20 protein-coding genes are annotated in these 25,775 nt (G+C 50.8%); 9 read left to right on the top strand and 11 right to left on the bottom strand.

Translation table 11 applies throughout. The annotated features are described in order from the left end of the window. Positions 1-6: 6 nt before the first annotated feature. The 4 genes from mgrA to ACL9RG_RS19155 form a co-directional block, all read right to left on the bottom strand. Positions 7-1,047: an L-glyceraldehyde 3-phosphate reductase gene (mgrA, locus tag ACL9RG_RS19170; RefSeq protein ID WP_422794239.1), complete on the bottom strand. Its 1,041-nt coding sequence runs from the start codon at positions 1,045-1,047 to the stop codon at positions 7-9. A 963-nt stretch (positions 1,048-2,010) separates the two neighbouring features. Further along, positions 2,011-2,439, bottom strand: a complete 429-nt coding sequence (locus ACL9RG_RS19165) for a hypothetical protein (protein ID WP_422794238.1) — start codon at positions 2,437-2,439, stop codon at positions 2,011-2,013. 37 nt (positions 2,440-2,476) lie between these two features. Next, positions 2,477-3,778 (bottom strand): LLM class flavin-dependent oxidoreductase, encoded by a 1,302-nt coding sequence (locus ACL9RG_RS19160; RefSeq protein WP_422794237.1) that lies wholly within the window; start codon positions 3,776-3,778, stop codon positions 2,477-2,479. A 62-nt stretch (positions 3,779-3,840) separates the two neighbouring features. Next, entirely contained in the window at positions 3,841-4,914 is a 1,074-nt protein-coding gene (locus ACL9RG_RS19155; RefSeq protein WP_422794236.1) for an iron-containing alcohol dehydrogenase family protein, read from the bottom strand. Between the two features lie 278 nt (positions 4,915-5,192). On the opposite strand from ACL9RG_RS19155, the gene ACL9RG_RS19150 reads away from it, so the two are divergent. Genes ACL9RG_RS19150 through ACL9RG_RS19140 form a run of 3 tightly spaced genes read left to right on the top strand, consistent with a single transcriptional unit; the run spans position 5,193 to position 8,254 of the window. Continuing rightward, positions 5,193-5,741 carry a GNAT family N-acetyltransferase gene (locus ACL9RG_RS19150; protein WP_422794235.1) on the top strand — a complete coding sequence of 183 codons (549 nt, stop codon included), beginning with the start codon at positions 5,193-5,195 and terminating at the stop codon, positions 5,739-5,741. After that, complete coding sequence (locus tag ACL9RG_RS19145) at positions 5,738-6,901, top strand: amidohydrolase (protein WP_422794234.1); 1,164 nt, start codon at positions 5,738-5,740, stop codon at positions 6,899-6,901. Before ACL9RG_RS19150 ends, ACL9RG_RS19145 begins: the two co-directional genes overlap by 4 nt. Further along, the gene (locus tag ACL9RG_RS19140) at positions 6,902-8,254 is read left to right on the top strand and encodes an MmgE/PrpD family protein (RefSeq protein WP_422794233.1); all 1,353 of its coding nucleotides are present in this window, start codon (positions 6,902-6,904) and stop codon (positions 8,252-8,254) included. 358 nt (positions 8,255-8,612) lie between these two features. On the opposite strand, the gene ACL9RG_RS19135 is transcribed toward ACL9RG_RS19140, so the two are convergent. From ACL9RG_RS19135 to ACL9RG_RS19115, 5 genes are all read right to left on the bottom strand, one after another. Continuing rightward, positions 8,613-8,738: a hypothetical protein gene (locus ACL9RG_RS19135; RefSeq protein WP_422794232.1), complete on the bottom strand. Its 126-nt coding sequence runs from the start codon at positions 8,736-8,738 to the stop codon at positions 8,613-8,615. Between the two features lie 238 nt (positions 8,739-8,976). Next, positions 8,977-11,277 carry a molybdopterin-dependent oxidoreductase gene (locus tag ACL9RG_RS19130; protein ID WP_422794231.1) on the bottom strand — a complete coding sequence of 767 codons (2,301 nt, stop codon included), beginning with the start codon at positions 11,275-11,277 and terminating at the stop codon, positions 8,977-8,979. Positions 11,278-11,680: 403 nt separating this feature from the next. Next, positions 11,681-12,442, bottom strand: coding sequence for an amino acid ABC transporter ATP-binding protein (locus tag ACL9RG_RS19125; RefSeq protein ID WP_422794230.1), 762 nt, complete (start codon positions 12,440-12,442; stop codon positions 11,681-11,683). Continuing rightward, positions 12,435-13,352, bottom strand: coding sequence for an amino acid ABC transporter permease (locus ACL9RG_RS19120; protein WP_422794229.1), 918 nt, complete (start codon positions 13,350-13,352; stop codon positions 12,435-12,437). Before ACL9RG_RS19120 ends, ACL9RG_RS19125 begins: the two co-directional genes overlap by 8 nt. Continuing rightward, complete coding sequence (locus ACL9RG_RS19115; protein WP_422794228.1) at positions 13,349-14,248, bottom strand: ABC transporter substrate-binding protein; 900 nt, start codon at positions 14,246-14,248, stop codon at positions 13,349-13,351. The genes ACL9RG_RS19120 and ACL9RG_RS19115 overlap by 4 nt, the downstream gene beginning before the upstream one ends. A gap of 488 nt (positions 14,249-14,736) precedes the next feature. Between ACL9RG_RS19115 and ACL9RG_RS19110 the strand changes: the two genes are divergently transcribed. From ACL9RG_RS19110 to ACL9RG_RS19090, 5 genes are all read left to right on the top strand, one after another. Next, a complete protein-coding gene (locus tag ACL9RG_RS19110; RefSeq protein ID WP_422794227.1) occupies positions 14,737-15,804 on the top strand; it encodes an AAA family ATPase in 1,068 nt (355 codons plus the stop codon). Next, positions 15,801-17,618 (top strand): DUF2201 family putative metallopeptidase, encoded by a 1,818-nt coding sequence (locus ACL9RG_RS19105; RefSeq protein ID WP_422794226.1) that lies wholly within the window; start codon positions 15,801-15,803, stop codon positions 17,616-17,618. Before ACL9RG_RS19110 ends, ACL9RG_RS19105 begins: the two co-directional genes overlap by 4 nt. Before the next feature lie 294 nt (positions 17,619-17,912). Then, positions 17,913-19,682, top strand: coding sequence for a glycerol-3-phosphate dehydrogenase/oxidase (locus ACL9RG_RS19100; protein WP_422794225.1), 1,770 nt, complete (start codon positions 17,913-17,915; stop codon positions 19,680-19,682). Then, positions 19,666-20,505, top strand: a complete 840-nt coding sequence (locus ACL9RG_RS19095; RefSeq protein WP_422794224.1) for a class I fructose-bisphosphate aldolase — start codon at positions 19,666-19,668, stop codon at positions 20,503-20,505. The genes ACL9RG_RS19100 and ACL9RG_RS19095 overlap by 17 nt, the downstream gene beginning before the upstream one ends. Positions 20,506-20,554: 49 nt before the next feature. Next, a complete protein-coding gene (locus ACL9RG_RS19090) occupies positions 20,555-22,051 on the top strand; it encodes an FGGY-family carbohydrate kinase (RefSeq protein WP_422794223.1) in 1,497 nt (498 codons plus the stop codon). A gap of 16 nt (positions 22,052-22,067) precedes the next feature. On the opposite strand, the gene ACL9RG_RS19085 is transcribed toward ACL9RG_RS19090, so the two are convergent. Beyond that, positions 22,068-23,036: an alpha/beta hydrolase gene (locus tag ACL9RG_RS19085; RefSeq protein ID WP_422794222.1), complete on the bottom strand. Its 969-nt coding sequence runs from the start codon at positions 23,034-23,036 to the stop codon at positions 22,068-22,070. Positions 23,037-23,061: 25 nt separating this feature from the next. Continuing rightward, complete coding sequence (locus ACL9RG_RS19080) at positions 23,062-24,525, bottom strand: flavin-containing monooxygenase (protein WP_422794221.1); 1,464 nt, start codon at positions 24,523-24,525, stop codon at positions 23,062-23,064. Between the two features lie 491 nt (positions 24,526-25,016). Between ACL9RG_RS19080 and fhuF the strand changes: the two genes are divergently transcribed. Then, positions 25,017-25,769 (top strand): siderophore-iron reductase FhuF, encoded by a 753-nt coding sequence (gene fhuF / locus ACL9RG_RS19075; RefSeq protein WP_422794220.1) that lies wholly within the window; start codon positions 25,017-25,019, stop codon positions 25,767-25,769. Positions 25,770-25,775 lie beyond the last annotated feature (6 nt).

Raw genomic sequence — 25,775 nt, 5'->3', positions numbered from 1 at the left:
AATTTTTTACTTAATGATCGAGGAAGATTTCCACAGATCGACGTTGCCTTCGGTGGCATAAAGATCGATTTCCGCCAGCTCCTCGGCCGAGAATTCGAGCTTATTCAGCGCCTGCAACGAATCATCTAATTGATCGACGGTTCTTGCTCCAATCAGTGCGGAGGTAACACGTTTGTCACGCAGAACCCAGGCAATCGCCATCTGCGCCAATGTCTGACCACGACGCTCTGCAATAGCATTCAATGAGCGAATTTTATGCAAATTTTCTTCATTGAGCATCGCCGACATCGCTGCCGAGGATTTCTCATTATTCGCCCGTGCGCCTTCTGGAATACCGTTGAGGTATTTGGAGGTCAGCATCCCCTGCGCCAACGGTGAGAAACCAATACAGCCGGTACCCAGTTCACCCAACAGATCCAACAAGCCGTTTTCGATCCAACGGTTAAACATCGAGTAATTCGGCTGATGAATGAAGAGTGGCACCTTCTCATCGGCTAAAATTTTCGCCGCCTGACGGGTTAACTCTGGCGAATAAGAAGAGATGCCGACATACAAGGCTTTGCCCTGCTTATGAATTTGCACCAGCGCGCCAATGGTTTCTTCCAGCGGCGTATCTGGATCAACGCGGTGGCTGTAGAAGATATCCAGATAATCGAGCCCCATCTTGCGCAAACTGTCATTGCAGCTGGCGATCAGATGCTTCTTAGTACCCGTCGGGCCGCCGTAAGGACCTGGCCACATATTCCAGCCGGCCTTAGACGAAATGATCAGCTCATTGCGATAAGGCGCAAAATCCTTCGCCATCCAGCGGCCAAAGTTTTCTTCAGCAGAGCCTGCCGGTGGTCCGTAGTTGTTGGCCAAATCGAAATGAGTAATACCATTGTCGAAAGCATGACGCAGCACGGCACGACCATTTTCAAAATTGTCCACACCGCCAAAATTTTGCCACAGGCCAAGGGAGATAAGAGGTAAAACCAGCCCACTGTTCCCGGTTTTCCGGTACTGCATGCCGTTGGTATAACGCGTAGGTGACGGAGTATAAGTCATAATTATCTCTATATTTTTGAATACAAATGATGACGTCACCCTAAGACTTACAAAATAGATTTAATCTGTAAAATTCATTGTAGAGATGGGATTAATCTTTCAAGTAGATGAATCATGATTTTAAATCCGGGACGGGATTTGGGCGGCTTTGGAAAACCGGAAACGGATGATGTTTCAGTTTAACAAGCCAGACCGGGCTTGATGCGGTTTTGGAAAACCGGGAACTGTGCATTTTTCAGTTCTTCAAATGCGGTGTTCAATGCCACGCCGTCGACCGAACCGACCTAAGAGGAAAATGGGCTTTCCTCTTAGGGATCTCCAGCCCTTTCAATACATTAACATCCGGTCCAGTGGAGGTCATGTTTCAGCGGCTTCCATGGTAGCGTTCAAATCAACGGCAAGATTTTAAAAAAATAGCAGAATAGTGAATGTTTCGGCTTATCAACAGCAGTGCTCAATACGGCTTTGCAGCCGAAGCCGAGCAAAGGAACGAAGGCGCGTTCCTTCGCAATCCTGCGCCTTTTCAAGCATTAACATCGAGTCCAGTGGAGGCTATGTTTCAGCAGCTTCTGTGATAGCGCAAATTTCATCCCTACGGGATACCCGGCTACGGGATTCGAGCCAATGGTAAAACTATTGTCTCTCACCACTTACCGGTGAAATTTTGAGTGCGACGGGTAACGTTCAAATCAACGTTGAGGATTAACGCTGGAATCAGCGTTGGGATTTAAAAGCGTTAGAATAGTGAAAATTTCGGTTCTTCAAATACGATTTCCAATGCAGCATTGCAGCCTGAACCGCTTCAAGGGTGGGTGGCGCCACCCTTGAAAATCCCCCGCCTTTTCAAACTTTAACATCCAATCCAGCGGAGGCCATGTTTCAGCAACTTCCGTTATAGCGCAAATTTCATCCCTACGGGATACCCGGCTACGGGATTCGAGCCAATGGTAAAACTATTGTCTCTCACCACTTACCGGTGAAATTTTGAGTGCGCTTAGCGGCTTTTAAATCAACGGCAACGACAACAGCATAAACAGAAAGGCAAAGGCAGTTTAGTTTTTGAATTAAAAAGCCTGGTGGCGCACTCAAAATTTCACTGACGAGCGGTGGAGAGACGGCGAAGGGTTTATTGAGCTGGCTCGAACCCGAAGGAAGGCATGGCGGAGCCATGAAATTTGCGCCTGTCGCCATAACATCTGAAACATAGCCTAATTGGAATGAGATATCACACGATAAAAAGGCGCGGGATGCCGAAGGGTTCCGCCTTTGAACCCTTCGGTCGGTTTCGGCTGCGAAGCTGAGATAATCTCTACACTTCAGAAAACCGAAAAATTCACCGTTCCCGGTTTTCCAAAACCGCATCAAGCCCGGTCTGGCTTTATTCCTAGCCATTCTGGCTTAAAGAAACCGCCCAAATCTCGGTCCAGATTTAAACCCTTGGTAAACCCAAATTCTCCCGCAACGTGGCAAACTCGTAATCTTCATGGAACAAACCACGACGGCGCAACTCAGGGATAACCAGTTCGATAAACAGGTCAAGTTGCTCTGGCATAATCGCTGGCATGATGTTGAAACCATCGGCGCCGCCCTGCTCTAACCATTGCTGGAAGTCATCGGCGATGTCTTCGGCGGTACCAACAATCACCCGGTGCCCGCGCGAACCGGCAGCAACTGCCGCCAGTTCTCTTAAGGTCAGGTTGTCGCGTTTTGCCATATCGGTTAGCAGTTTGACGCGGCTTTGGTTGCCTTCACCCAATGGCACTTCGGGGACCGGGCCATCGAGCGGATATTGTGTCAAATCCAACCCGAAACGCAACGACAGCTGGCGCAGGCCGTTATCGATATCGACGTGTTCGTTAAGTGCTTTCCACAAGGCTTTAGCTTCTTCACGAGTATGGCCGACGATCGGCATCACACCCGGCATAATCACCACGTGATCCGGGTTGCGGCCAGCGGCAATCACCTGATCTTTTTGTGAACGATAGAAGGTCTGGGCTTCTTCCAAACTTGCCGCCGCGGTGAATACTACTTCTGCGGTTTCCGCGGCCAGTTTCTGACCATCAGCGGAAGAACCGGCTTCGATGATAACCGGGCGGCCTTGCGGTGAACGGGTGATGTTCAGCGGGCCTTGCACCTGGAAGTGTTCACCCTGGTGGTTAATCGGGTTGATTTTATCGTCAACAAAATAACGGCCGCTGGCTTTATCAGGAGCTACAGCGCCTTCTTCCCAGCCTTCCCATAGTTTGAACGCCACATCGAGGAACTCACGGGCGCGACCATAACGTTCAGCATGGTTTGGCATATCATCACGGCTGAAGTTACGCGCCACGTCAGCTGAGAACGAGGTCACCACGTTCCACGCAGCGCGACCACGGCTAATGTGATCCAGTGATGAGAAACTGCGTGCCATTGTGAACGGGTCACTAAAGGTGGTCGATGCCGTTGCCGCCAGGCCGATACGGCGAGTGTTAACTGCCAGCGCGGATAATAAAGTCAGGGGTTCGAGACGCGCCATCGTAGATGGCAGACGATACATGCTGGTCGCCAGCGCATCACCGATGAAAAACATATCAAAGGTACCGGCTTCAGCCTTTTTGGCGATAGTGATCAGCCAGTCGATGTCGGTCGGTGAGCCGAGCTGTTCGGTTAAGCGCCAGCCGCTAACATGATGACCTACCGGCTGAACAAACAGACCGAGGCGAAGACGTCGTTGTGATGATGAACTAGCCATAAATAATCCTGATAATAATCTTGGTAAAAAATGAGGTGACGCGTGGCAACATCAGCGCCGCGTCAGAATGAACCTTCGGTCGCAAACAGCGCCTGTGCCAGCTTCTCGGCATTAATCGCGAACGGTAACCGCTCGGCCGCATTAGCTGGGAATTTGATTTCACGGGCAATGGCCAGAATCGCCGCTTCGCGGTCGCCATCCAGCGCTGAGAGTTTCAGCGGCGAGGCATAAACGCGCAGCAGTTGCAGTAATTGCGCATCGGGTTCACCGCCGTGGTTTTCGATGATCGATTGTACTAACAGGCTAAAACCGACCTTTTCACCATGTAACCAGTGATGCAATTCCGCTTGATGCGTCAGGCGGTTGTGAATGGCATGAGCAAAACCAGGCGTTGGTAAAATATCGCGCACACTATTAGCCAGCCCAGCAAACGCAATATTGGCATCAATGACTTTTACCAAGGCGGGGGTGACGCGCTGTTGGCGATTGTCTTCCACCGCTTGTTCGCCATATTCCAGGTAGGTATCTAACGCGCGTTGAGCCGACATCATTTTCAGATCCAGCGCCAAATCATCCGGGTTATTGCGTTGGTAAGGGCGGAATTCGTACCATTTAGCCAGCGCATCAACGATACCGGCCTGCAAATAACGCGCATCGCTTTTGGCGATCACTTCGCTATCGACCAAGACCAAGACCGGCATTTTTGCCAGCCCTTGGCTGCGTACATGGCCGCCCTCAGCATTATAGATAATGCTCAGCGGTGACCAGGCCGCACAGGTTGCAGCCTGAGTCGGGAAATTTACCACCGCAATAGATTCTAGTGCGTTGCCTGCCGCTTTGGCGGTATCAAGCACTCGTCCGCCGCCGATGGCAAAGATCAACTGCGCATCTTGCTCAGCCACTTTTTGTTGCAGAGTTGACACCGCATCATCGGTACATTCCCCCGCTAAATATTCCAACTGCCAGGTGATACCGGCCTCTTCAAGGCTTTGAGTGAGTTGCGGATTTACCGCAGCCCAGGCAGCCGGAGAGCTCAGAATACAAATACGACTGGCAAGTGGTTTGAGATATTCGCCAACCCGGGCACGGATGCCTGCCTGATGATGGTAAGACTGGGGTGATTTGATCGCTAGCACGGTTTTGCCCTGATATTAAAAGCTGTTATTCTAAAAATACTAGATTAAACAGTTAGATAAGTTGATTTTGTTATAACGATATAAGATATACGCATACTACGAGGTATAGAGATTTTAGCAATAAAATCCGCCCCATTTCATTTATACAAATTCGCATTAGCATAGTTAATTTTTAGATATAAGGGGTGTGAGCTTTACTGATAATCTGCTCACTAATGATTATAAAAATGACGTTGGTTATCAGAACCTGCGTTAGCAGTACTTTTAAGGGGAGCACAATGTCTCTTGAGTTTCGCCAGGTCACCGTTGATGAAGTTGATGCCTATGTCACCCTGATGTTGGCAGCCTATGCACCGATTAAAGCACTCGGTATCAAATTTGATGCGGCCACCACTGACCGCGAAAAGGCAACGCGCCACCTGCTACAACACGGCGTTTATGCGCTCTATGCTGATGGCAATATGGTGTCGTCTATCACCTTGCGTTATCCGTGGGGGCCACAGCCAGGGCCTTTTGGTCTGCCGCATATCGGCTGGTTCGGCGCTCATCCTGATTATCCCGGTAAGCGCTACGGACAGCAGGTGCAAGAACGCCTTGAGCAAGAAATCTTAATTGGCCAGTTGCGCGCCCCGGCAGTATCGCTCGGTACGGCTATTGATCATCCGTGGCTTAAAGAGATGTATCTGAAACGCGGTTTTCAACCGATGCACACCACCGATCTCGGTAAAGGCCATATCACCCTGTATATGAAAAAAGTGCTCAACGTCGAGCAGCATGAAGTCTGGCTGGCACGCCAGAATGCGACCAACAACGGGAGTAAAGCATGAGCACCCAAGATTCGATTCTCCAGCACGATTCACTGATCAAGTATCTGACGGCATTTCGCCACGAACTGCACCGTTTTCCTGAATTATCCAATCAAGAACACGCCACTACCGCGCGCATTCGTGAACAACTGGCTAAATATGATATTCGTGTGTTGGATTTACCGCTGACTACCGGTCTGGTAGCAGAAGTTGGCGCAAGCGATGGTCCGCTGATCGTCCTGCGCTCTGATATCGATGCCCTGCCGATTGAAGAACAATCGGGCGTTGAGTATGTCTCAGAACACCCCGGCGTGATGCACGCCTGCGGTCACGATTTCCATGCCTCGGCGGCGCTAGGCGCGGCTATCTTGCTCAAACAGCAGGAAGCAAGTTTACCCGGGCGCGTGCGTATTTTGTTCCAGGCCGCAGAAGAGACCGGACAAGGTGCACCAGACCTGATTGCCACCGGTGCATTAGATGGCGCAGCAGGCATTTTCGGTATCCATAATGATCCGACATTGCCGCTGGGCGTTGTCGGCAGTAAAGCGGGTCCGCTGACCGCCGCCGTCGACCGTTTTGAGATAAAAATCAATGCCGTTGGTACTCACGCCGCACGTCCACATGACGGTAACGATCCGATTATTATCGCCGGGCAGATTATTGGTGCAGTACAAACGCTGATTAGCCGCAATGCACCGTCTGGAGATAACGCCGTCGTGTCTATCACTCAGGTACACAGCGGCAGCACCTGGAATGTGATCCCAGATAGCGCATGGCTGGAAGGTACGGTACGTTCGTTTTCGCAAAGCACCCGTGAGTTGATTGAACGTCGCTTCCGTCAAATTGTTCAGGGTATTGCTGCTGCCTTTGACGCACAGATCGATTTTAACTGGCAAGCGGGTCCACCTTCAGTGGTTAATGACGCCGAGTGGGCTGAATTTGCGCTCAAGCAAGCCGACGCCAGCGGACTGCAATCACGCGTGGTAGAAGCCAGCCCAATTGGTGAAGATTTCGCGTTTTATCAACAGCAGCTACCCGGTGCATTTATGATGATTGGTACCGGCGAACCTTACCCGCTGCACCATCCGGCATTTCGCGTTAACGATGCCGCACTGTTCCCAACGTCACGCTATCTTGCTGAACTGGCAACGGCAGCGCTGGCGAAAGTGAGCGGTAAGTAAATGACTTTAACTGCCGAACTCGCCCATTTAATCCTCAACACACAACCCAGCGCCGAGGCCCGCGAAAAAGCGCGCCAAGGCGTGCAAGATTTCATCGCGGTGACCTGGCCGGTGTTACAGGGTCACGTCGCTGATAGCGGCCTGCCCGCTTTACGTTGCGTCTATAACCAGAATGATGCCCGTAGCAAAGCGCTACTGTTCGGCTATGCCGGACACGCGCTGGACTTTGATGATTTCCACGCAGATTTTCGCGGGCATCCGAGCACGGTAATTTTACCCGCCTTGTTCGCACTCACTGGTGAAACCCGCGCCACTGCCGAGCAATTTCTTGATGCTTATGCGATTGGTGTAGAAGTCGCCGGACGCCTTGGACTGGCTGCCGGACAGCAGCATTACACTCAAGGTTTCCATAACACCGCCACCTTAGGCACACTGGCCGCGGCAGCCTCCGTTGCCCGCTTATTGGCAACCACGCCAGAACAAACCGCCGTATTGCTCGGCATTGCTGCCACGCAGGCCAGCGGTCTGCGCGCACAGTTTGGTTCAGCGGTGAAACCTCTGCATGCCGGTATTGCCGCACAAACGGCGGTTAGCGCCGCACAACTCGCACTGGCCGGTTTCGACGGTGCGCACGACGGTGTGATCCAGGCGTTTCTGGCTGCCAGTAGCGCTAATCAGCATGTACCAGAAAAACTGATTGAACACTGGGGCCAACCGTGGCGCATTGTGGCACCGGGATTAGAGTTCAAACCTTATGCGACCTGTAGCGGTACCCATAGCGCTGCGGATGCCACTCGAGTTCTGCGCCAACAGTGGCTCGACAGCGGAGAATCCTTAGCAACCTTGCTGGCAAACATCAGCCACATCGACGTCGCCTTCCCACCCGGCGGGGACATTGCCGCCTCGGTGCGGGTACCGAACAACGGTATCGAAGCACGTTTTAGCCTCGAATACGTTATCGCCGGGATATTGCTTTACGACGATCTACGCCTGCCAGACTTTGCCGAAGGTGACGTCAACCCAGAGATCATGGCGCTCGCCGCCAAGGTACAACGCCCCCCCGATGAAACCGCCCCGCCGGATGCGCTCAACCCCGCCATTCGTTTTCATCTGGTAACAATTTATCTGCAAGACGGACAAAGGCTCAGCTGCCGCCGCACGCGTCAGGAATCATTAGCCATTCCGTTTGATCTTGCTGGCAAATTGGCCAGTAATCTTCAGGGGGAACCGGTGGCTCGCCGGGAGGAGCTAATTAAATGGAGTGCGCTGCGTCAAGATGCGGATTTGAATGCCATAGGTGAGGCATTAAGCACCAGTTTGATTAATGTTCGAATCAACATTGGGATTGAATAACGCTGGAATCAGCGTTGGGATTTAAAGGCGTTAGCACGGTGTATTTTTCGGTTCTTCAAATGTGGCGTTCAATGTGACGTTATCGACCGAACCGAGCCAAGGGGGTGGCGCCCCCCTTCGCGATCCCACGCCTTTTTATGGTGTGATATTGGATTCCAATTAGGCTATGTTCCAGGTGCCACAGCGACAGGCGCAAATTTCATGGCTCCGCCATCCCTTCCTCGGATTCGAGCCTACTCGCTAAAAACGCTCGCTGTCTCTCAACGCGTCGTCAGTGAAATTTTGAGTGCGCCACCAGCCTTTTTAACGTCAAAAGATAAACAGACTTTGCCTTTCTGTTTGTGCTGTTGCCGTTGATTTAAAAACCGCTAAGCGCACTCAAAATGCCACCGCTGGAGTGGTGAAAGACAACAGCTTTATCGTTGGCTTGAATCCGCAAGCGGGAAGCCTGGAAGGCTGGCATTTGCGCGATAACGGAAGCCACTGAAACATGGTCTCCGCTGGACTCGTAGTAAAGGTTTGAAAAGGCGCGGGATGGCGAAGGGTTCCGCCTTGAACCCTTCGCTCGGTTTCGGCTACGGGGCCGAGATGATCACTGCATTTCAGAAAACCGAAAAATACACCGTTCTAACACTTTTCAATTGCAACGCTGATTCCAGCGTTAATCCCAACGTTGAGTCGAACGTTAATCTACGGCGTTGATTCGAACGCCATCCCCTTGGTTAGATCGTAACCATCCCCTTTGGTGGAATAAACGCCCGCACCGCAGGTGCAACATCGGTATATTTCCTCACCTGCACCACGGTGATTTGCCCCGTGCATCCCTGCGCCAACGATGACGTACCGATATCATGAGTTAACACATTTGGGTTGCCGTGGCGGCATAACGGTCTGGCAGCACTAGCATCTACCGGGTCGTACCAGGCACCTGTCGGCAGTTGTATGACGCCGGGCATGATGTCGTCACTGACTCGCGCACTGGCGAGTACGTGTCCGCGCTGGTTGAACAGTTCGATCACATCACCAGACATGATACCTAAACGTTCAGCGTCAAGCGGATTGAGCGTGCTTACTTCGCGGCCATCGCGTTTTTCACGCTGGCTGTAATCACCAAAATCGAGCTGGCTGTGCAGGCGCGTAGCCGGTTGGTTGGCAATCAGCCAGAACGGATGCTGAGCATCAGGCTGCTCGCGTGGTGTTAACCACACTGGGTGACCGGGGCAGTTTTTATAATCAAAGCTGGCAATGGTTGCTGAATAAATTTCGATTTTGCCACTCGGCGTTGGCAACGGAGATTTTTGCGGATCGGCGCGGAAGGCGTTGACCATACGACCACCGTCCTGCAACTGCGGCAACGCCAGAATGCCTTGCTGCCAGAATGTCTCAAACTCCGGCAGTGATACGTTATGCGTGGCAAGTTTTTCGCGCAGTTGACCGTACAGATGGGCTAACCAGCCCCGTGTATCGCGCCCTTCGGTAAAGGCCTGCTCGTTGCCTAAACGACGGGCCAGCTCGCTGAAGATTTCATAATCATCTTTAGCCTGTCCGTAAGGCTCGGCCACCGGCTGCATCGCCACTAGATGACGGTCGGTCGGCGCACCGCCAATATCCTCGCGTTCCAACGTCATGGTCGCAGGCAAAACAATATCGGCATGTCTGGCCGTTGAGGTCCAGGCAATCTCATGCACGATCAGCGTATCCAGACGGTTAAACGCGCGGCGCAGGCGGGCTAAGTCTTGATGATGATGGAACGGGTTACCCCCGGCCCAATAAGCCAGCTTGATTTCAGGGTAGAGATAGCTTTTGCCGTTGTAATCAAAACGCTCCCCCGGATGCAGCAGCATGTCAGCAATACGTGCCACCGGAATAAAGCGATCGGTACCATTTTTGCCCTGTGGCAGAGCCGGAATCGACACCAGATTATGATGTTTACCATAATGGCCTAATGCACCCAGCGCGTAGGTATAACCACCGCCGGGTAACCCCGGCTGACCCAATGCTGCTGCCAGCACCAGTCCGAGCCAAACAGGCTGTTCGCCATGTTCAGCGCGCTGTAAAGCGTGGGCAACCGTCACCAGTACCCGCTTGCCATGCAGTTCTCGCGCTAGCGTACGGATGGTGTCAGCGTCGATGCCACAAATTTCAGCCGCCCACTGGGCATCACGCACCTGACCATCTTCCTCACCGAGGATATAGGCACGCATCGCTTCCCAACCGACGCAGTATTGTTGCAAAAAGTCGTCGTCAGTTAGCTTGTGTTCGATTAAAACCGACAGCAGGCCGAGGATGAAGGCGGCATCCGTCCCCGGACGTAGCGCCAGCCATTCGCCCTGTGCTTCAATCGGTAAATCACTTTTTATCGGGCTAACAGAAATAAAACGCGCACCACGCGCCGCAGCTTGTTGCATAAAACCGCGCTCGGTATGCTCACTCAATCCACCGCTGGCAACCTGCGAGTTTTTTAATGCCAGACCGCCAAACGCCAACACAATTTCTGAATGCGTTGCAATATCTTGCCAACTGACGCCACGACGAGCAATTTCGTTTAAGTCACCAATAATATGCGGCAATAACACCGCCGATGACCCCGAACTGTAGCTGTTGACCGAACGGACATAACCGCCCATGACGGTATTTAAAAAACGGTGTACCTGACTTTGTGCATGATGAAAACGCCCGGCGCTGGACCAACCGTAAGAACCGCCAAAAATACCTTCAATACCGGCGCTATCGCCCACTCGTTGCAACTCTTGCGCAATCAAGCGATAGGCTTCATCCCAACTGACAGGAACATAGTCATCTACGCCACGCCTGTCATCCGGCCCAGGGCCATTCTCCAGCCAACCACGGCGCACCATTGGGCAAGCTACGCGTATCGGGTGATTTAAGGCGTTGGTGAAATTATCCAGCAGCGGACTAGGATCAGGATCGCCACTAAAAGGTTCAATCGAGAGGGAATCACCATTCGGGGTTGCGCTGAACGCCCCCCAATGCGAGCTATGCATCATCGGCTTTTGAGTCATTATTATTTCCTGGAGAAATGGGGGCGAAGCGCGCCGTGAAAATGTTAGAGATGTAAGTTAGGTTCTTGTTTTGACCTGTTTGTTGAACTTAAAAGCGCATCTTGTCGGCCAAGTGAACGACTTTAGTCAGGGGAAATCGGCCAAGGATGGCCGATTTAGGTTGAACAATCAGGGATGATTGTTGAAACCGCCCCGTCCGACTAAAGGCGTGAACGCGGGAAGTCGCGCAGCGACCCGACAAGCTAAGCGCAAGGCGCGGGATGCAAGGGTTTTCGCCTTAAAACCCTTGCCGGGCGCGTTCGGCTACGCTGACATATTACTTATCAACTCATAAGCGACCGAACCAGCACTATCGCTATATAATAATCGTTTCTATATGACAGCGATGACTCGGTCATCAACGCTACAAAACTGTTGAAATAAAGTCTCTGACTCGGCTGTTTTTTGGATCGTCTAGCACGCTTTGCGTTGGCCCTGCGGCGATGATTTTGCCCTCTTCCATAAAGACAATATTGTCAGCCACTTCGCGGGCGAAGCCGATTTCATGGGTGACGATCACCATCGTGATGCCAGAGTGTGCCAGTTGTTTGATGACTTGCAGCACTTCGCCAACCAGTTCGGGGTCGAGCGCCGAGGTCGGTTCGTCAAACAGCATGACGCCAGGGTCCATGGCCAGAGCACGAGCAATCGCCACGCGCTGCTGCTGACCACCAGAAAGTTGCTGCGGCCACGCATCCTCACGACTGGCTAGCCCCACTTGCTTAAGTAATGCTTTAGCCTTCTCGGTTGCCTGCTGGCGGCTCTGTTTTTTCACCCGCATTGGCGCGTCGATGATGTTTTGCAACACGGTACGATGCGGGAATAAATTAAACTGCTGGAACACCATGCCCACTTCGCGACGCTGACGAGCAATTTCACTGCTGCTCAACTCGTGCAATGCCTGGCCTTTTTGCTTATATCCCACCAGCTCACCGCCGATACGAATCGTGCCGCCGTCGAGCTTTTCCAGATGGTTAATACAGCGTAATAACGTCGATTTGCCCGAACCCGATGGGCCAAGGATCACGGTCACCGAACCGGCAGGAATATCCAGATTGACTTCATCAAGGATGGTATTGCCAGAAAAGCGTTTGGTCACTTTGCGTAAAGCAATCGCTTCAGCCATGCGTCACACTCCCTTCGGTTTTATTTGCCGCAGGTGCAGCACGCAGCCAACTACGTTTTTCTTTGCGGGTTACGCCACGGCCATAATAGCGCTCGACATAATATTGCCCGACCGACAATACCGAGGTCAGCAGCAGGTACCACAAGGTCGCCACCAACAGCAGCGGGATCACTTCATAAGTACGCTGATAAATGATTTGCGCAGAGAACAACACGTCTTGCAGGGAAATAACCGATACCACCGCCGTTGTTTTTAGCTGACCGATAATCTCGTTACCCGCCGGAGGCAAGATAGCGCGCATGGCCTGTGGCAATACGGTATGACGGAAAATTTGTGCCGGGCGATAGCCTAACGCGCGCGCGGCTTCAAGCTGACCGTTGCTCACGCTTTGAATACCAGCACGAACAATTTCGGCAGCATAAGCAGATTGGTGCATCACCAAGGCAATCACCGCCGCGCTAAACGGACTGATCAGCGTATTAGCTTGCGCACTCCAAACTTCACCGAGGCCAGGAATGTAGATAGACAGGGTTGGATAAAGTGCCGCGATGTTGTACCACAGGAACAACTGCACCAGCATCGGCACGCCCCGGAAGAACCAGGTATAAGCCCAGCTCACCGTTGAAAGTACCGGGTTCGATGACAGGCGCATCAGCGCCAGCACCGTACCAAAGGTAAAACCAAGAACGACCGAAATGACGGTGAGTTCCAGCGTCATCAACACGCCTTGCAAAATAGACGCACCGGTGAAGTTCTCGGCAATCACCCCCCACTCGAAGCGGGGGTTATTGACCATCGAATGAATCATACCGATCACACAAAGCAGCACGACCAACGCACTGAACCAACGGCCGTAATAACGCTTACCTACGATCTTTAAATCATCCGTGTGGTCTGGATGTTGACTCATTGGAAAATCTCTTGGTTACGTTTCGATTCTTTCAGCGCACCGTAGCCGATGTTCCAATGATCGAGAATTTTTTGATAGCTGCCATCTTTAATCAGTGAATTCAATGCCGCCTGTACCGCTGGCTCAAGGGCAGAATCTTTCGGCAAGGCAACAGAAACTGGCGCATCATTGACGCTGATTTCACCGCTCATCGTTAAGGCTTTGATCAGACTAACCTGCCAAATCAGGCCTTCATACGGGCCGAAGAACATCGGCACGCGACCGCTGACCACCGCTTGAACACCGGCAGGACGGTCTGGGAATACGGCCACATTGATAGGTTGTTTGCCAGCGGCAACACAGGCTTTGCTTGCTTCTTCTAAGCGGCCTACTTGCGTGGTTCCTGCCCCCGCACCTACCTGTTTGCCACATACCGCATCAAAGCTGGTGAATGGCGCAATATTGGCATCTTTACGCGCAATAATGCCCAGACGGCTGGCGTTGTAATAGCTGATAAAATCGACTTGTTTCAGGCGAGTCTGCGTGGCGTTGATATTTGACAGTGCCACATCGTAACGGCCGGTTTTCAGACCAGGGATAATATTGTCAAAACCACCGGTATCCTGCCATTGCACTTTGATACCCAAACGTTCACCGACGGCGTTCATGACGTCAATCTCACGTCCTGCCAGGGTTTTATTGTCTTCTTTGAAGAAGGTCGTCGGCGGTGTGTTCGGGTTAGTCCCAGCCACGATATAACCACGTTTTACGATGTCCGCAGGCAGAAGTTTGTTCAGTGCTGGGTCAACGGAGACATGCAGTGAGCTATCGGTCGGCACCGCAACTTGTGCCGCGAATCCTGTATTTATGCTCGCCACAGCTAAGGCTAAAAGGGTTAATCCCTTTGCTATTTTCATTAAAACCGCTCCCCTGATTGAATCAAACTTATTTCCCGACAGGGAAACGATAAAATGGTGGGTAAATTTTTAGGCAAAACATGCACAAAGCCTTTACCTCTGTAGCGGCCATTTTTATGGAATTATCTAATAATCACAAATGCGAAAAATAGATAACCTTTGCTAAAAAATGACATAAAGAAGTCGCAAAATAGCCCCTTTTTTATGCCCTCAACATCACGAAAACAGCGTGATATACCTTCACAGCAAAAATTAGTAGCAAGTTAGTTTGAAAAGTACGCAAATTTTGTGTTTAATATCGGCAGAATACTCGTTAAACCTTCATCCCCTCTCGTCGACAGAGCTCATCTAAAAGCGTGTTAAGCGCAAAAATAGCTAACGGAAAGAACGTTAGTCATTACCTTGTTACAACTCATCATCTTGTGAAAACTTGTCAGCTTATCGAGACAATGAGGCTTTTTTATTCTTAGTCATTGAGAGACGCTATTATGCTTTCTGCGATCCAGCTTGCCCCTGCGCAGGCCTTCGATTTTTTGCTTAATGTTGCCACCACACGCCCGGTGTTTTTATGGGGGGCGCCAGGTATTGGTAAAAGCGCCCTGATACAACGCTTTGCCAACGAAGTGGGGATGGAGTGTGTGTCATTGCTGGGCAGCCAGCTCGCGCCAGAGGATTTGCTGGGTATTCCGCAAATCGATGGACAGTGCTCACGATTTTATCCCCCTGCCAATATCGTGCGTTCAGAACCTTTTGTGTTATTTCTCGATGAGCTGAATGCCTCATCGCATGAGATTCAAAAAGCGTTTTATTCGCTAATTTTAGAAAAACGCGTCGGTGAATATCATCTCCCCGCCGGGACTATTGTGATTGGCGCAGGTAACCGCGCTAAAGATGGCGCGATTGTAAAACCGATGCCATCGGCACTGATAAACCGTATGGTACATATCCATTTACGGGCCGATCATCGTCAATGGCTGGAGTGGGCAATCAACGAAAGTGGTATCCATCCGTGGGTAGTCGAATATATTCAACTGCGCCCCGATCAGCTGTGGAATGAACCTCCTAAACACGAAGAACCCTTCTCTACGCCACGCAGTTGGCACATGTTGTCTGATGCATTGCATTCCTTTGGTGAAAATATCGATGATCACATGCTCGAAGCCTTGGCTTATGGCCTGTTGTCACCGAATCATGCGGTGAATTTCAAAGGCTTCATTAAACAGATTCGCCAGAAATATACTGTCACCGCCATTATTAAAGGCGATGCCACCTGGCCTACGGAACCTGGTGACCGCGACGTACTTTATTTCCTGGCACAATCTTTCCGCTCGTATCTCTATAAAGAGTTACCTGCCGATGAAAACACCTTAAAAAGTGACCATAAGCAACTCGCGATGCAGGCCAAAGACCGACTGAAATCGTTGGCACGTATCAGCGTGGAAATCGCTCAATCGGTAATGGGTGAAGATGAACAAGGCAGAAAACTGCCGGCCTGGTTCCTACTAGAAGTAGCTCGAGATCTGCCTAGACTGGCAGTACGTGATAAGAATGCATGAGTAAAAACAGATCAAAAAACAATCCGTCGCTTGCGGCTTGCCTTGAAGGCATTGAGCTGATTAACGATCACCGTCTGTTCATGCCGATATGGCACCAAGTTCACGTCTCATTTGATGACAATCATCAGGTTGTGTCATCTAAAGGATGGCTGAAGATAACCCCACACGGGGTCCTCTATGTCAATACACAACGTCGCGCTACCCCGGCGCAATGGGCCAGACTGATTGCCCAAGCGTTGGTTGCGCTGGGCTTTGGTTTAATCAAAGCGCGTTCGCCACAGATATTATGGGAACTTGCCGTGTTAAGTACCGTCACTCATTTTTGTGACGAGCTAAAAATCGGCCCTCTGCCCGAGGAGTTACAGGCGTTTGAGCTCTCGGAACACGACAATGCCGACCCTGACGTGTTATATCGTCAGTGGGTTGTCGATGGCTGTCCAGAAACGCTTTACCAGTGGCACCATATTTACTGCGGCGGCCAAAGTTCTTGGTACTACCAGTTAGATTTCCCCGTCTCTAACCACAATCGGCCTGAAAAGTGGAAAAACCTTTTTGTCGATGGTATTACCCAGAGCGTACAACACGCGCTAGAAATTGCCGGTGGTTATCAGCCAACGGACACCAAAAATCAACCATTAACCCCAGCCCGGCGCGCACGCCGCCAGATGATAGATACCTATCCTCTGTTGGGGGCGCTGGCCGCAGGTTTCGAGTTAGTGGAAGATATTCGTCTGTGTAGTCAATATGATATTCGCGTGGCGGCTATTGATGTCAGCGCGCAGAAAATATGGATGAATCCAGCCGCCGGGCTAAAGCAACCTGAATGCCTGTTCGTTTTTGCTCATGAGCTGCTTCATGCAGGGTTGAATCATACTTCTCGACGCCGTGGACGCGATGGCTATTTATGGAATATTGCCTGCGATTTTGCCATCAACGGTTGGCTAGTGCAGATGCAAATCGGTACGCCGCCATCCATAGGTGTGTTGCATGACTCACAGTTTGAAAATGCCTCCTGCGAAGAAATTTATGATCTGTTAGCGCAAGATATCCGTCGGGCTAGAAAGCTGGTCACGCTGCGTGGCAACGTGGGAGCTGGCGATATTTTAGGTGACGACAGCGGCAGTGTTTTTATCAATGCCGAAGAATATTGCCGTCGCGCGCTAAATCAAGGGCTGGAGCGGTGCTTGTATGGTGCCTCACGCTCGACGTTGCCAGTCGGATTAATTGAAGAGATTCGCAGCCTTTCACAACCGCCCATTCCCTGGGATGTAAGGTTAGCCGAATGGTTTGATGAGCATTTCCCGCCGCTGGAATATCACCGCAGCTATGCGCATCCTTCACGCCGCCAAGCCGCAACGCCGAGTATTCCACGTCCTTCGTTAGCCAAACCCTCGGAAGAAGCCCGTTTGTCGCGGGTCTTCGGCGTGATACTCGATACCTCCGGCTCGATGGATATTCAATTGCTCGGTAAGGCGCTCGGCGCTATTGCCAGTTATGCTCTGGCCCATGAGGTATTGCAGGTACGCTTTATCTGCTGCGATGCACAGGCTTACGATAAAGGATGGGTCGCGCCAGAGCAGCTATTACATCGTTTCAGCTTACAGGGCCGAGGCGGTACGGTACTGCAACCTGGCGTTGAGATGCTGTCTCATCTGTCAAAACGCGGTGAATTTCCCCTGCAAGGCCCGGTGCTAATCATCACCGACGGTGGCTGCGAGGAGTATATTAATATTTCGATGGAACATGCCTGGTTACTGCCAGAAGGCCATCGTTTACCTTTTGTTCCGCGTGGCGAAGTCTTTACGTTGCGTTAAGTTCAAACCGGCGTGTCACAATAGCAATTGCTCCGATGCGACACGCCGCTTTTACGTCAGTAAAATATCCCACAAGCCCCATTAGTTGACTCCCATCACAACTGCATCACGTTTTAGCCGACGTTTATTGCCCTTATCCCTCGCAGGCTTCTATACCTCATTTAAAGGCGCACAAAAGTTGTGACTTGATCTCTGATTAACTGCGAACAAAAAAATATGTGACAACGTCACGTAAACGTCACTTATCCGCAGCTTTTATTTTCCAGCAACGCTGGCAGGCATAGGAGGCCAACCATGTTTGATCATACCTCTATTACGCTAAAAGATCGGGTTCTACGCTTAGAGATATTACGCCAACGACAGCATGTCCCGGTATTGATTATCGGTGGCGGGATTAACGGTATCAGCACCTTCCGTGAGCTGGCCTTGCAAGGTATTCCCGCCGTCATGGTAGAGCAAGGTGATTGGTGTCAGGCCGCCAGTGGCGCACTCTCCAGAATGATCCACGGCGGATTACGTTATCTGGAAACCGGCGAGTTTTCGCTGGTGAAAGAGTCCGTTGAAGAACGCGACCGACTGCTACAGAACGCCCCGCATTACGTTGCACCGCTTAAAACAACAGTACCCATTGATAGCTGGAGCGGAGGCCTGATTGGCGCAGCCAAACGTTTTATGCGTTTAAGCGAAAAACCGGCAAGACGCGGTGCGCTAATCATTAAAACCGGGCTTTCTCTCTATGACATCTATACCCGCAAGTATGGTTCGATGCCTAAACATCAGTTGCACGGCAGTTCGGCAACCCGACATCGCTGGCCCGATTTTGCCGATTGGGTCAAATGCAGCGCCACTTATTATGATGCCTGGATCAGCGCCCCGGAACGCCTCGGTTACGAGCTTATCGAAGACAGTGAAAAAGCGAATGCTCTGGCATTAGCGCTCAATTATGTCAGCGTCGTAGCCTGCGATGGTGACAACGTCACGTTAAGGGATAACCTGTCGGGCGAATTTTTCACGCTACAACCGAATGTTGTAGTCAATGCAACCGGTGCCTGGATTGATCAACTCAACGGGGTACTCAATCCCGATGATGATGCGGCAAAACTGATAGGCGGCACCAAAGGCTCGCACCTGATTATCGACTCTCCGGCACTATTGACTGAACTCGATGGCGGGATGGTCTATTACGAGAATCAGGAAGGTCGGGTCTGCATTATGTTCCCTTGGTACGGCAAAGTACTGGTTGGCTCCACGGATATTCGCGTGGATTCGCCGGAGAATATTGTCTGTGAAGCCGAAGAGCAGCACTATATTCTGGAGTCCTTACGCTTTGTGTTCCCGAATTTTGATATTAAAGACAGTGATGTGGTCTATACCTTCAGCGGGGTTCGCCCCCTGCCCGCCAGCCACGCTGCCAGCAATGGTCAAATCTCGCGTAACCACTCTTTAGTATTGGTTCCTCCCACTGGCGAACAACATTTTTCGACGCTCTGTTTAGTAGGCGGAAAATGGACTACGTTTCGTAAATTTGGTGAGCAGGCGGCCGACCGGGTGCTGAATTTGCTCGGCGAGCGACGTAAAGTCAGCAGCGAGAATCTCGCCATCGGCGGTGGGCGTCACTATCCGACGCCCGATGAAAAAGCCAACTGGATACAACACATTGCCAGTGAGAACGGTTTGTCGCTCGATAGAGCCAAACAGCTGGTCGCACGTTACGGCAGTCGTGCCAATACTATTATTGCTAGTTTTAATAAGCGCCCTGAAACGTTTTTAAAGCATCATCCCGGTTATAGCCAACAGGAACTGCGTTTTTTAATTCAGCATGAACAGGTCGTCCAACTCGAGGATGTCTTGGTCCGACGCACCTCATTGGCAATTAGCGGCGCGCTCACCGTACCTTTGGTTGAAGAAATCAATCAATTGCTGGCAAGTACGCTGGTCTGGAACGAAAACACCGCTCGCCAACATCTGGCACTCACCCTATCCCATCTTGCCAGCCAGCACGGGTTAACCGAGCTGGCTGCACCATCAGATCTCAGGAGAGAGACGCATGTCGAACTACAGTAAAGCCAGGCTGCATCGCCTGTTTCATCAAGGGAAATGCCTCGATGTCGCCATTGATCACGGTATCGCCAATGAGCCAGATTTTCTGGTCGGTTTAGCCGATATGCGCACGGTAATGGAAAAGCTTATCACCGCCCAGCCTGACGCCATTCAGGTAAATTTCGGTCAGGCAGATCTCTTGCAGCAAGTGGCAGGCAAGAAGCCCGCTTTAGTAATGCGAACTGACGTCGGCAACGCCTATAACGCCGCGCGTCATCGTGAAATGTGGGCGGTATTACATAACCCAGAGGCGCCTATTTTGGCCGCGCTACAGATGGATGCCGCAGCTGTGGTGGTTAATCTGTATATGATCCCCGATGAGCCGGGGATTTTCCGCCAATGCGTCGAAAATATTGGTCGTTTGCGCCACGCCTGTGACAAATACGCAATGCCACTGATGGTAGAGCCCTTAGTGATGGCACCGGCTGGGCAAGGTGCCGCCTATGGCTCACTCGGCGATGTCACAAAAATAGTCCCGTTAGTCCGGCTGGCTCGCGAACTTGGGGCCGATATTATTAAGGCCGATCCTACCGACAATGTGGAAGATTTTCATCGTGTGGTCGAAGCCGCACGCTGCCCGACATTGGTACGCGGCGGCGGTAAAGGTGAACTTAGCGCCGTGCTACACAAAGCCGCCGGGCTGATGGCGCAAGGAGCATCGGGAATGGTTTATGGCCGCAATGTTTACCAACACGACAACCCATCGCAAATGGTGAAAGCGTTGATGGCAATTATTCATCAAGGTATCAGCGGTGAGGATGCATTGGCGCTCTATCATCACTATTAATCAGAGCCAGATGCAACATCCAATAGAAAACCTTGAAAGGAGCTAAAGCATGCGCGATAGCCTGTTAGGTATTGATATTGGCAACACAATGATTAAAGCGGTGCTATTTGACCTGCAAGGCGGCATTTTAAACGCCGCCGAGTGCGCCGGTGAAACACATCAGCCACAAGCAGGATTTGCCGAACGCTCGATTGAAGAGATTTACAGCGGTGTGACCCAGGCGATTCGCCAATGCCTGGATCATCCACAGGCTGGCGAATGGCGGATAATCGGGATCGGGGCGGCCGGGCATGGCAACGGCTTGTACGCGCTGGACAGAGAAAGACAGCCTTTACTCGGAATACAGTCAATCGACAGCCGCGCCATTGAATCAGTGTTGGCGCTGGAGAGCAGCGGCCGCAGCCAGGCAATTTACCAATGCTCATTACAAAAACCCTGGGCCGCCGCGACACCGGTACTCCTGAACTGGTTGCAACGGCATCAAGCCGATGTTTACGAGCGTATTGGTCACATCATGCTGGCAAAAGATGTGGTCGTCCATTTTCTGACTGATGCTATCTCTACTGATTTTTCCGATGCCTCCGGGGCGGGGTTGATTGACATTAACTTGCAAGATTACTCGCCTGACCTGCTGGCGTTGTATCAAATAGAAGACCAGCTTTCCCATTTGCCGCCTCTGCACGCATCCTGCGATGTTGTCGGATTCGTCAGTAGCAAAACCGCGAGTCTGACCGGTTTAACCGCGGGTATTCCGGTGGTTGCAGGCTTGTTTGATGTCGTCGCCAGCGCTGCGGGTGCTGCCGTGGTGAATAAAGGCGAGGCGTCTATCGTGGCGGGCACCTGGAGTATTAATCAAGCCATCGTTGATAACCCGCACTATTTACGCCCAATATCGATGAATGCACTGATAGAACATGACCGCTATATGGCGATTGAAGCCAGCGCTACATCGGCTGCCAATCTGGATTGGTTTATCCGTGAGTTTGATGACGGGCGAAATGGACAAGGCGCCGCCCGCAGTAGCGAAATGGTCGCCGCGGTCGCCCCGCATGTGCAATTACCCATTTACCATCCTTATCTTTATTCTGGGCGCAAAGATGGTCCGGCCAAAGCCGGCTTTTACGGGTTAAGCGGCTGGCACTCCCGGGCTGACATGCTGTACGCACTATTTGAAGGGGTGATTTTCGCCCACCAAGGACATATCAACCGGCTACGCGCGGCAGGTATCCCTTTTTTGCAAGCGACGCTCTCCGGCGGCGCGGCAAAAAGTTGTATCTGGCCACAGATGTTTGCCGATGTGCTGGGTATTCCGCTGCGGGTCGCCCAGTGCCATGAAACCGGGGCATTAGGAGCGGCAATGTGTGCCGGCGTGGGGATCGGCCAGTGGCATGATTTGTCGGATGCCGCGCACCATGCGGTCAAGCTAAAACCGCAAATTTTGCAGCCCGACAACGAACGCCATCAGTTTCACCAACAGCGCTATCAATTGTTCAAACGCCTGGAGACCGCGATGAGCAAAGTCTGGCAGGAAGATCCCCGACACTAAATTGCTCTCCCCCCTGTTATGGATAAACCACCCGGGTAATAAAATTGGCCGCCAGTGCGAGCATGTCTCTGGCGGTTTTCACGCTCTTGGCATAAGTGAGCACGCCGTGTATTTGCTGAGGAAAATGATAATGCTCGACGTAATTCCCGGCCAGCGCACTTTGGGCTGCATACTCAATGCCCTCATCTGACAGGGGATCAAGTCCGGTAGTAATAATACACATCGGCAACTGCTGCTCGTGAATATGATAGAGCGGCGACAAACGTTCATCACGCAGATCGATGCCAATGCCGACGTAGTGATCCCTGAACCATTTCATGGTGTGCGACGTCAGCGAAAAACCTTGAGTAATTTTTTCATAACCGGCGGAATGGGCCGTCAGATCGGTAACCGGGTAAAACAAGACCTGCCCTAGTAAATGGCAAGGCGCATTGGTACGAGGCACGATATTCGCCAAGACAGTGGCCATATTGCCGCCGGCGCTGTCCCCGGCCAGAATAATTTTTTGCGGATCGATATTAAGATTGACCGACTGGGCAATAAGATAATTTAAGGCCGCATGGCAATCTTCTAACGCTATCGGGAAAGGAAATTCCGGTGCCAAACGATAGTCTGCCGCAATAACCCGACATTTAGTTTGTCTGGCAATCTCAGCACACAAACTATCATGCGTATCCAGGTTACCAATCACCCAGCCTCCGCCGTGGATAAAATACACCAACGGCGTGACCTCGGCTGCAACCTCATGATGGCAATAGGCTCTGAATTTAATCGGCAATTCATCCAGCTCAGCTATCATCTCGGTGACCATAACCTCATTAGATCGCTCTAACGTATGCTCGGCACAGGTCGCGCTATAAACCTGCCTGGCCTCCTCCGGCGTTAGATTTTCCATAGCGATACCTGCTTGACGACAAGCCTGCACGACGGGCCTGACATCTGCTGCGACATCTTCAAGCCCAATGAGTGTTTTTAAACTGCGCATAATGTCTCCTTAGCGATTAAAATCGTTACGTCCTGTCCCAGATAAAATCGTCCGCCCGCCACTGTGCAACCTGCTTGTATTCCTCCACTGAACCTGGCCAATTGTTGATCACTTTCCCAGCGGCATTTTTGTACCAGCTAGAACAGTTCGAGGAAAAAGCCGATGCTTGCATCGCCTTTTGGACATCATCATTGTAGGCTATAAAAAGCTGGTTTTTTGGCGCTATTGCTTGTTCGACGTGTTGGCGGAGATGGCTGATAGCATTGAGAATATAATTTTGCTGAATTTCCATCATGCTAATAATTGAGCTGTGGTTGAGGTTAGTATTAGGCCCATAAATTAGGAACATGTTGGGGAAATCTGGAACGGTGATCCCAAGATAAGCTTCCGCGCCCTCCGCCCATTTTTGCTGCAAGCTCCCTGCTGTGCCGATAATTTGCATATCCCCTTGGAATGACTGGCTCTGAAAACCGGTACCAAAAATCACGACATCAAACTTCTCTAACTTGCCGTCAGCCGTCACAATACCTTGTTTATCAAAATGGCTGATTTTTTCGGTTTGCAGCAAAACGTTATCGCGCATCAAAGCCGGATAATAATCATCGGAACGCAGTATGCGTTTACAGCCTAGCTCATAATCCGGTACCAGCTTCTCTCGTAGCGCTTTATCGCTCACTTGATCGGCCAGATGCTGTCTGGCTACCGCAATACCCTCCGCCTGTTCCACCGTTCCGTGACGGACCCGTAGCGCACCGACTTCACGCATTAAGTGTATTTGCTGGCGGTTTTTCTCAAACGCGACGGGGTCTTTGGAAAATTCATCAAGCTGGGCTGAGGTAAAGATTTCTTGATTACGCGGCACAATCCAATTAGCAGAACGTTGGTATACCGTTAAATGCGCCACCTTAGGTGCGATTTCTGGTACGTACTGCACCGCACTGGCTGCACTGCCGATACTGGCAACACGCTTGTCCTTTAAATTAATATCGTGTCGCCAGCGCGCAGAGTGAAAACTTTTACCAGCAAACTGCTCGAAACCAGGAATAGTCGGAATATAGGGCGTATTTAATTGTCCCCAAGAGGCAATAAAGAAACGTGATGTCATTACCTCGCCATTTGATAACGTCAATAACCAACGTTTTTTATTATTCGACCATTTCGCGGATAGAATCTCAGTATTTAACTGTAAATGCCGACGCAAATCGAAGCGATCGGCTAACGAGTTAATATAACCTAATAATTCATCACGCCCGGCGTAAAGCGCGCTAACACGTAGATGAAGATGGTAGCTGTAGCAATAAAGATGAGATTCCGTGTCGCACGCCGCGCCAGGATAGGTATTATTTAGCCAAACGCCGCCAATATCAGGACATTTATCGATAATAATAAAATCATCACTATTCTGTCGTTTTAATTGTGCCGCCATCCCTAAACCACCCAAACCCGCACCGAGAATAACAATTTCAACCTCTTTTATATCGCTATCCATTTTATCTCCTGATTAATCCCGATAATTAATAGTAGAAAATCAACCGTACTTAGCACACCCTGCCCTATGAATATCGATCAATTAAAAATCTTAAAATAACAATAAAATTATTTTAAATTGCATTTAATGCTTAATAATAAATCCACGTCCAAATTACTGATAAAAAATTTAGGCGAAAATAAGATAATGAATGAAGTAATAATAAATTAGCCTACGTTACGATGCGGGATAACCCAAGCCGCCTATCGGCCAAATTTTGACTGCGATCGCATAACCCTATCCCAGAGCAGATAATTTGCCACAAATAATCAACAGCTTTTATAAGGAGACCCCCTGAACGCCATTAGTATTAACCCTGCGTCTATTCCTGCTCATTTTTCAACCTTCACTCATCACGTTAAATACAAATAGAAATGATTACCATTTGTAGTCATGTTTAGTTATCCTGCGATAATACTATTCATTATTTTCCTCGCTTGGTTAGATTCAGCATGATGCAAACAATCATCGATGATCTCAGCTCAGGGCCACTTAACTGGGTTGCTGAGAGGCTAAAACCTTTAACACCTGAGGTTGAGAATGCATGGTCAATGCAGCAATTAACGACGCCAGAAGGCTGTGCCCGCGTACTACAGCGCTATTTAGATGTGCATTTAGGCCCAGACGCCGACCCAGTGCAACTACGAGCGCGAGTCTCAATGTGGTCACAGTGGTACTTTGCCATGCTGCTGCCAAGTTGGGTGATTGTTTCATTGAGCCATAATTGGCAGTTGCCTATCGCGGCAGAGCGGATATTTTTGACGCTGCAAGAAAACGGCCTGCCAGAGCAAATCTATTTCGATGGTCCCGGCGAGCCTTATCTTGCGGGGCTACCCTTGGCACGTTTTGATGTGATGATCGAGCAGCATTTACGCGCAGTATGCCAGTCAATGGCCGAGGTTTCGGGCCTAAAACCAGGTATATATTGGAGTAATGCTGGCGTCCGTATTGCCTGGGGAATTGAACAAGCCCTGCTGGTTAATGCTGATATCCGCGATGGCCGGGCCTTATTAAACGCCCGTCTCCTGAGTGATGGCAGCAAAAATCCGCTGATTGACCCTGTACGTGCTGAAAATCCAAGCGATCCTAATAGCATTCGTTATCGTCGTCAGTGTTGTCTACGTTATGAACTGGCCGATCATGAAATTTGCAGCACTTGTCCGCTGGAGTTAGCAAAAAAACGCCGCCGAACGACGGTGGAATAAGTGTTT

The sequence above is a fragment of the Rouxiella sp. Mn2063 genome, from assembly GCF_049319665.1.
GTDB lineage: Bacteria > Pseudomonadota > Gammaproteobacteria > Enterobacterales > Enterobacteriaceae > JBMOUD01.
Note: the sequence above shows the minus strand (reverse complement) of the source record. Positions and strands in the feature narration are given on the sequence as shown.

Coding starts and splice junctions, on each gene's coding strand:
- mgrA (WP_422794239.1), bottom strand. CDS start 1,047: ATGACTTATACTCCGTCACCTACGCGTTATACCAACGGCATGCAGTAC.
- ACL9RG_RS19165 (WP_422794238.1), bottom strand. CDS start 2,439: ATGGCTAGGAATAAAGCCAGACCGGGCTTGATGCGGTTTTGGAAAACC.
- ACL9RG_RS19160 (WP_422794237.1), bottom strand. CDS start 3,778: ATGGCTAGTTCATCATCACAACGACGTCTTCGCCTCGGTCTGTTTGTT.
- ACL9RG_RS19150 (WP_422794235.1), top strand. CDS start 5,193: ATGTCTCTTGAGTTTCGCCAGGTCACCGTTGATGAAGTTGATGCCTAT.
- ACL9RG_RS19145 (WP_422794234.1), top strand. CDS start 5,738: ATGAGCACCCAAGATTCGATTCTCCAGCACGATTCACTGATCAAGTAT.
- ACL9RG_RS19140 (WP_422794233.1), top strand. CDS start 6,902: ATGACTTTAACTGCCGAACTCGCCCATTTAATCCTCAACACACAACCC.
- ACL9RG_RS19130 (WP_422794231.1), bottom strand. CDS start 11,277: ATGACTCAAAAGCCGATGATGCATAGCTCGCATTGGGGGGCGTTCAGC.
- ACL9RG_RS19125 (WP_422794230.1), bottom strand. CDS start 12,442: ATGGCTGAAGCGATTGCTTTACGCAAAGTGACCAAACGCTTTTCTGGC.
- ACL9RG_RS19120 (WP_422794229.1), bottom strand. CDS start 13,352: ATGAGTCAACATCCAGACCACACGGATGATTTAAAGATCGTAGGTAAG.
- ACL9RG_RS19115 (WP_422794228.1), bottom strand. CDS start 14,248: ATGAAAATAGCAAAGGGATTAACCCTTTTAGCCTTAGCTGTGGCGAGC.
- ACL9RG_RS19110 (WP_422794227.1), top strand. CDS start 14,737: ATGCTTTCTGCGATCCAGCTTGCCCCTGCGCAGGCCTTCGATTTTTTG.
- ACL9RG_RS19105 (WP_422794226.1), top strand. CDS start 15,801: ATGAGTAAAAACAGATCAAAAAACAATCCGTCGCTTGCGGCTTGCCTT.
- ACL9RG_RS19100 (WP_422794225.1), top strand. CDS start 17,913: ATGTTTGATCATACCTCTATTACGCTAAAAGATCGGGTTCTACGCTTA.
- ACL9RG_RS19095 (WP_422794224.1), top strand. CDS start 19,666: ATGTCGAACTACAGTAAAGCCAGGCTGCATCGCCTGTTTCATCAAGGG.
- ACL9RG_RS19090 (WP_422794223.1), top strand. CDS start 20,555: ATGCGCGATAGCCTGTTAGGTATTGATATTGGCAACACAATGATTAAA.
- ACL9RG_RS19085 (WP_422794222.1), bottom strand. CDS start 23,036: ATGCGCAGTTTAAAAACACTCATTGGGCTTGAAGATGTCGCAGCAGAT.
- ACL9RG_RS19080 (WP_422794221.1), bottom strand. CDS start 24,525: ATGGATAGCGATATAAAAGAGGTTGAAATTGTTATTCTCGGTGCGGGT.
- fhuF (WP_422794220.1), top strand. CDS start 25,017: ATGATGCAAACAATCATCGATGATCTCAGCTCAGGGCCACTTAACTGG.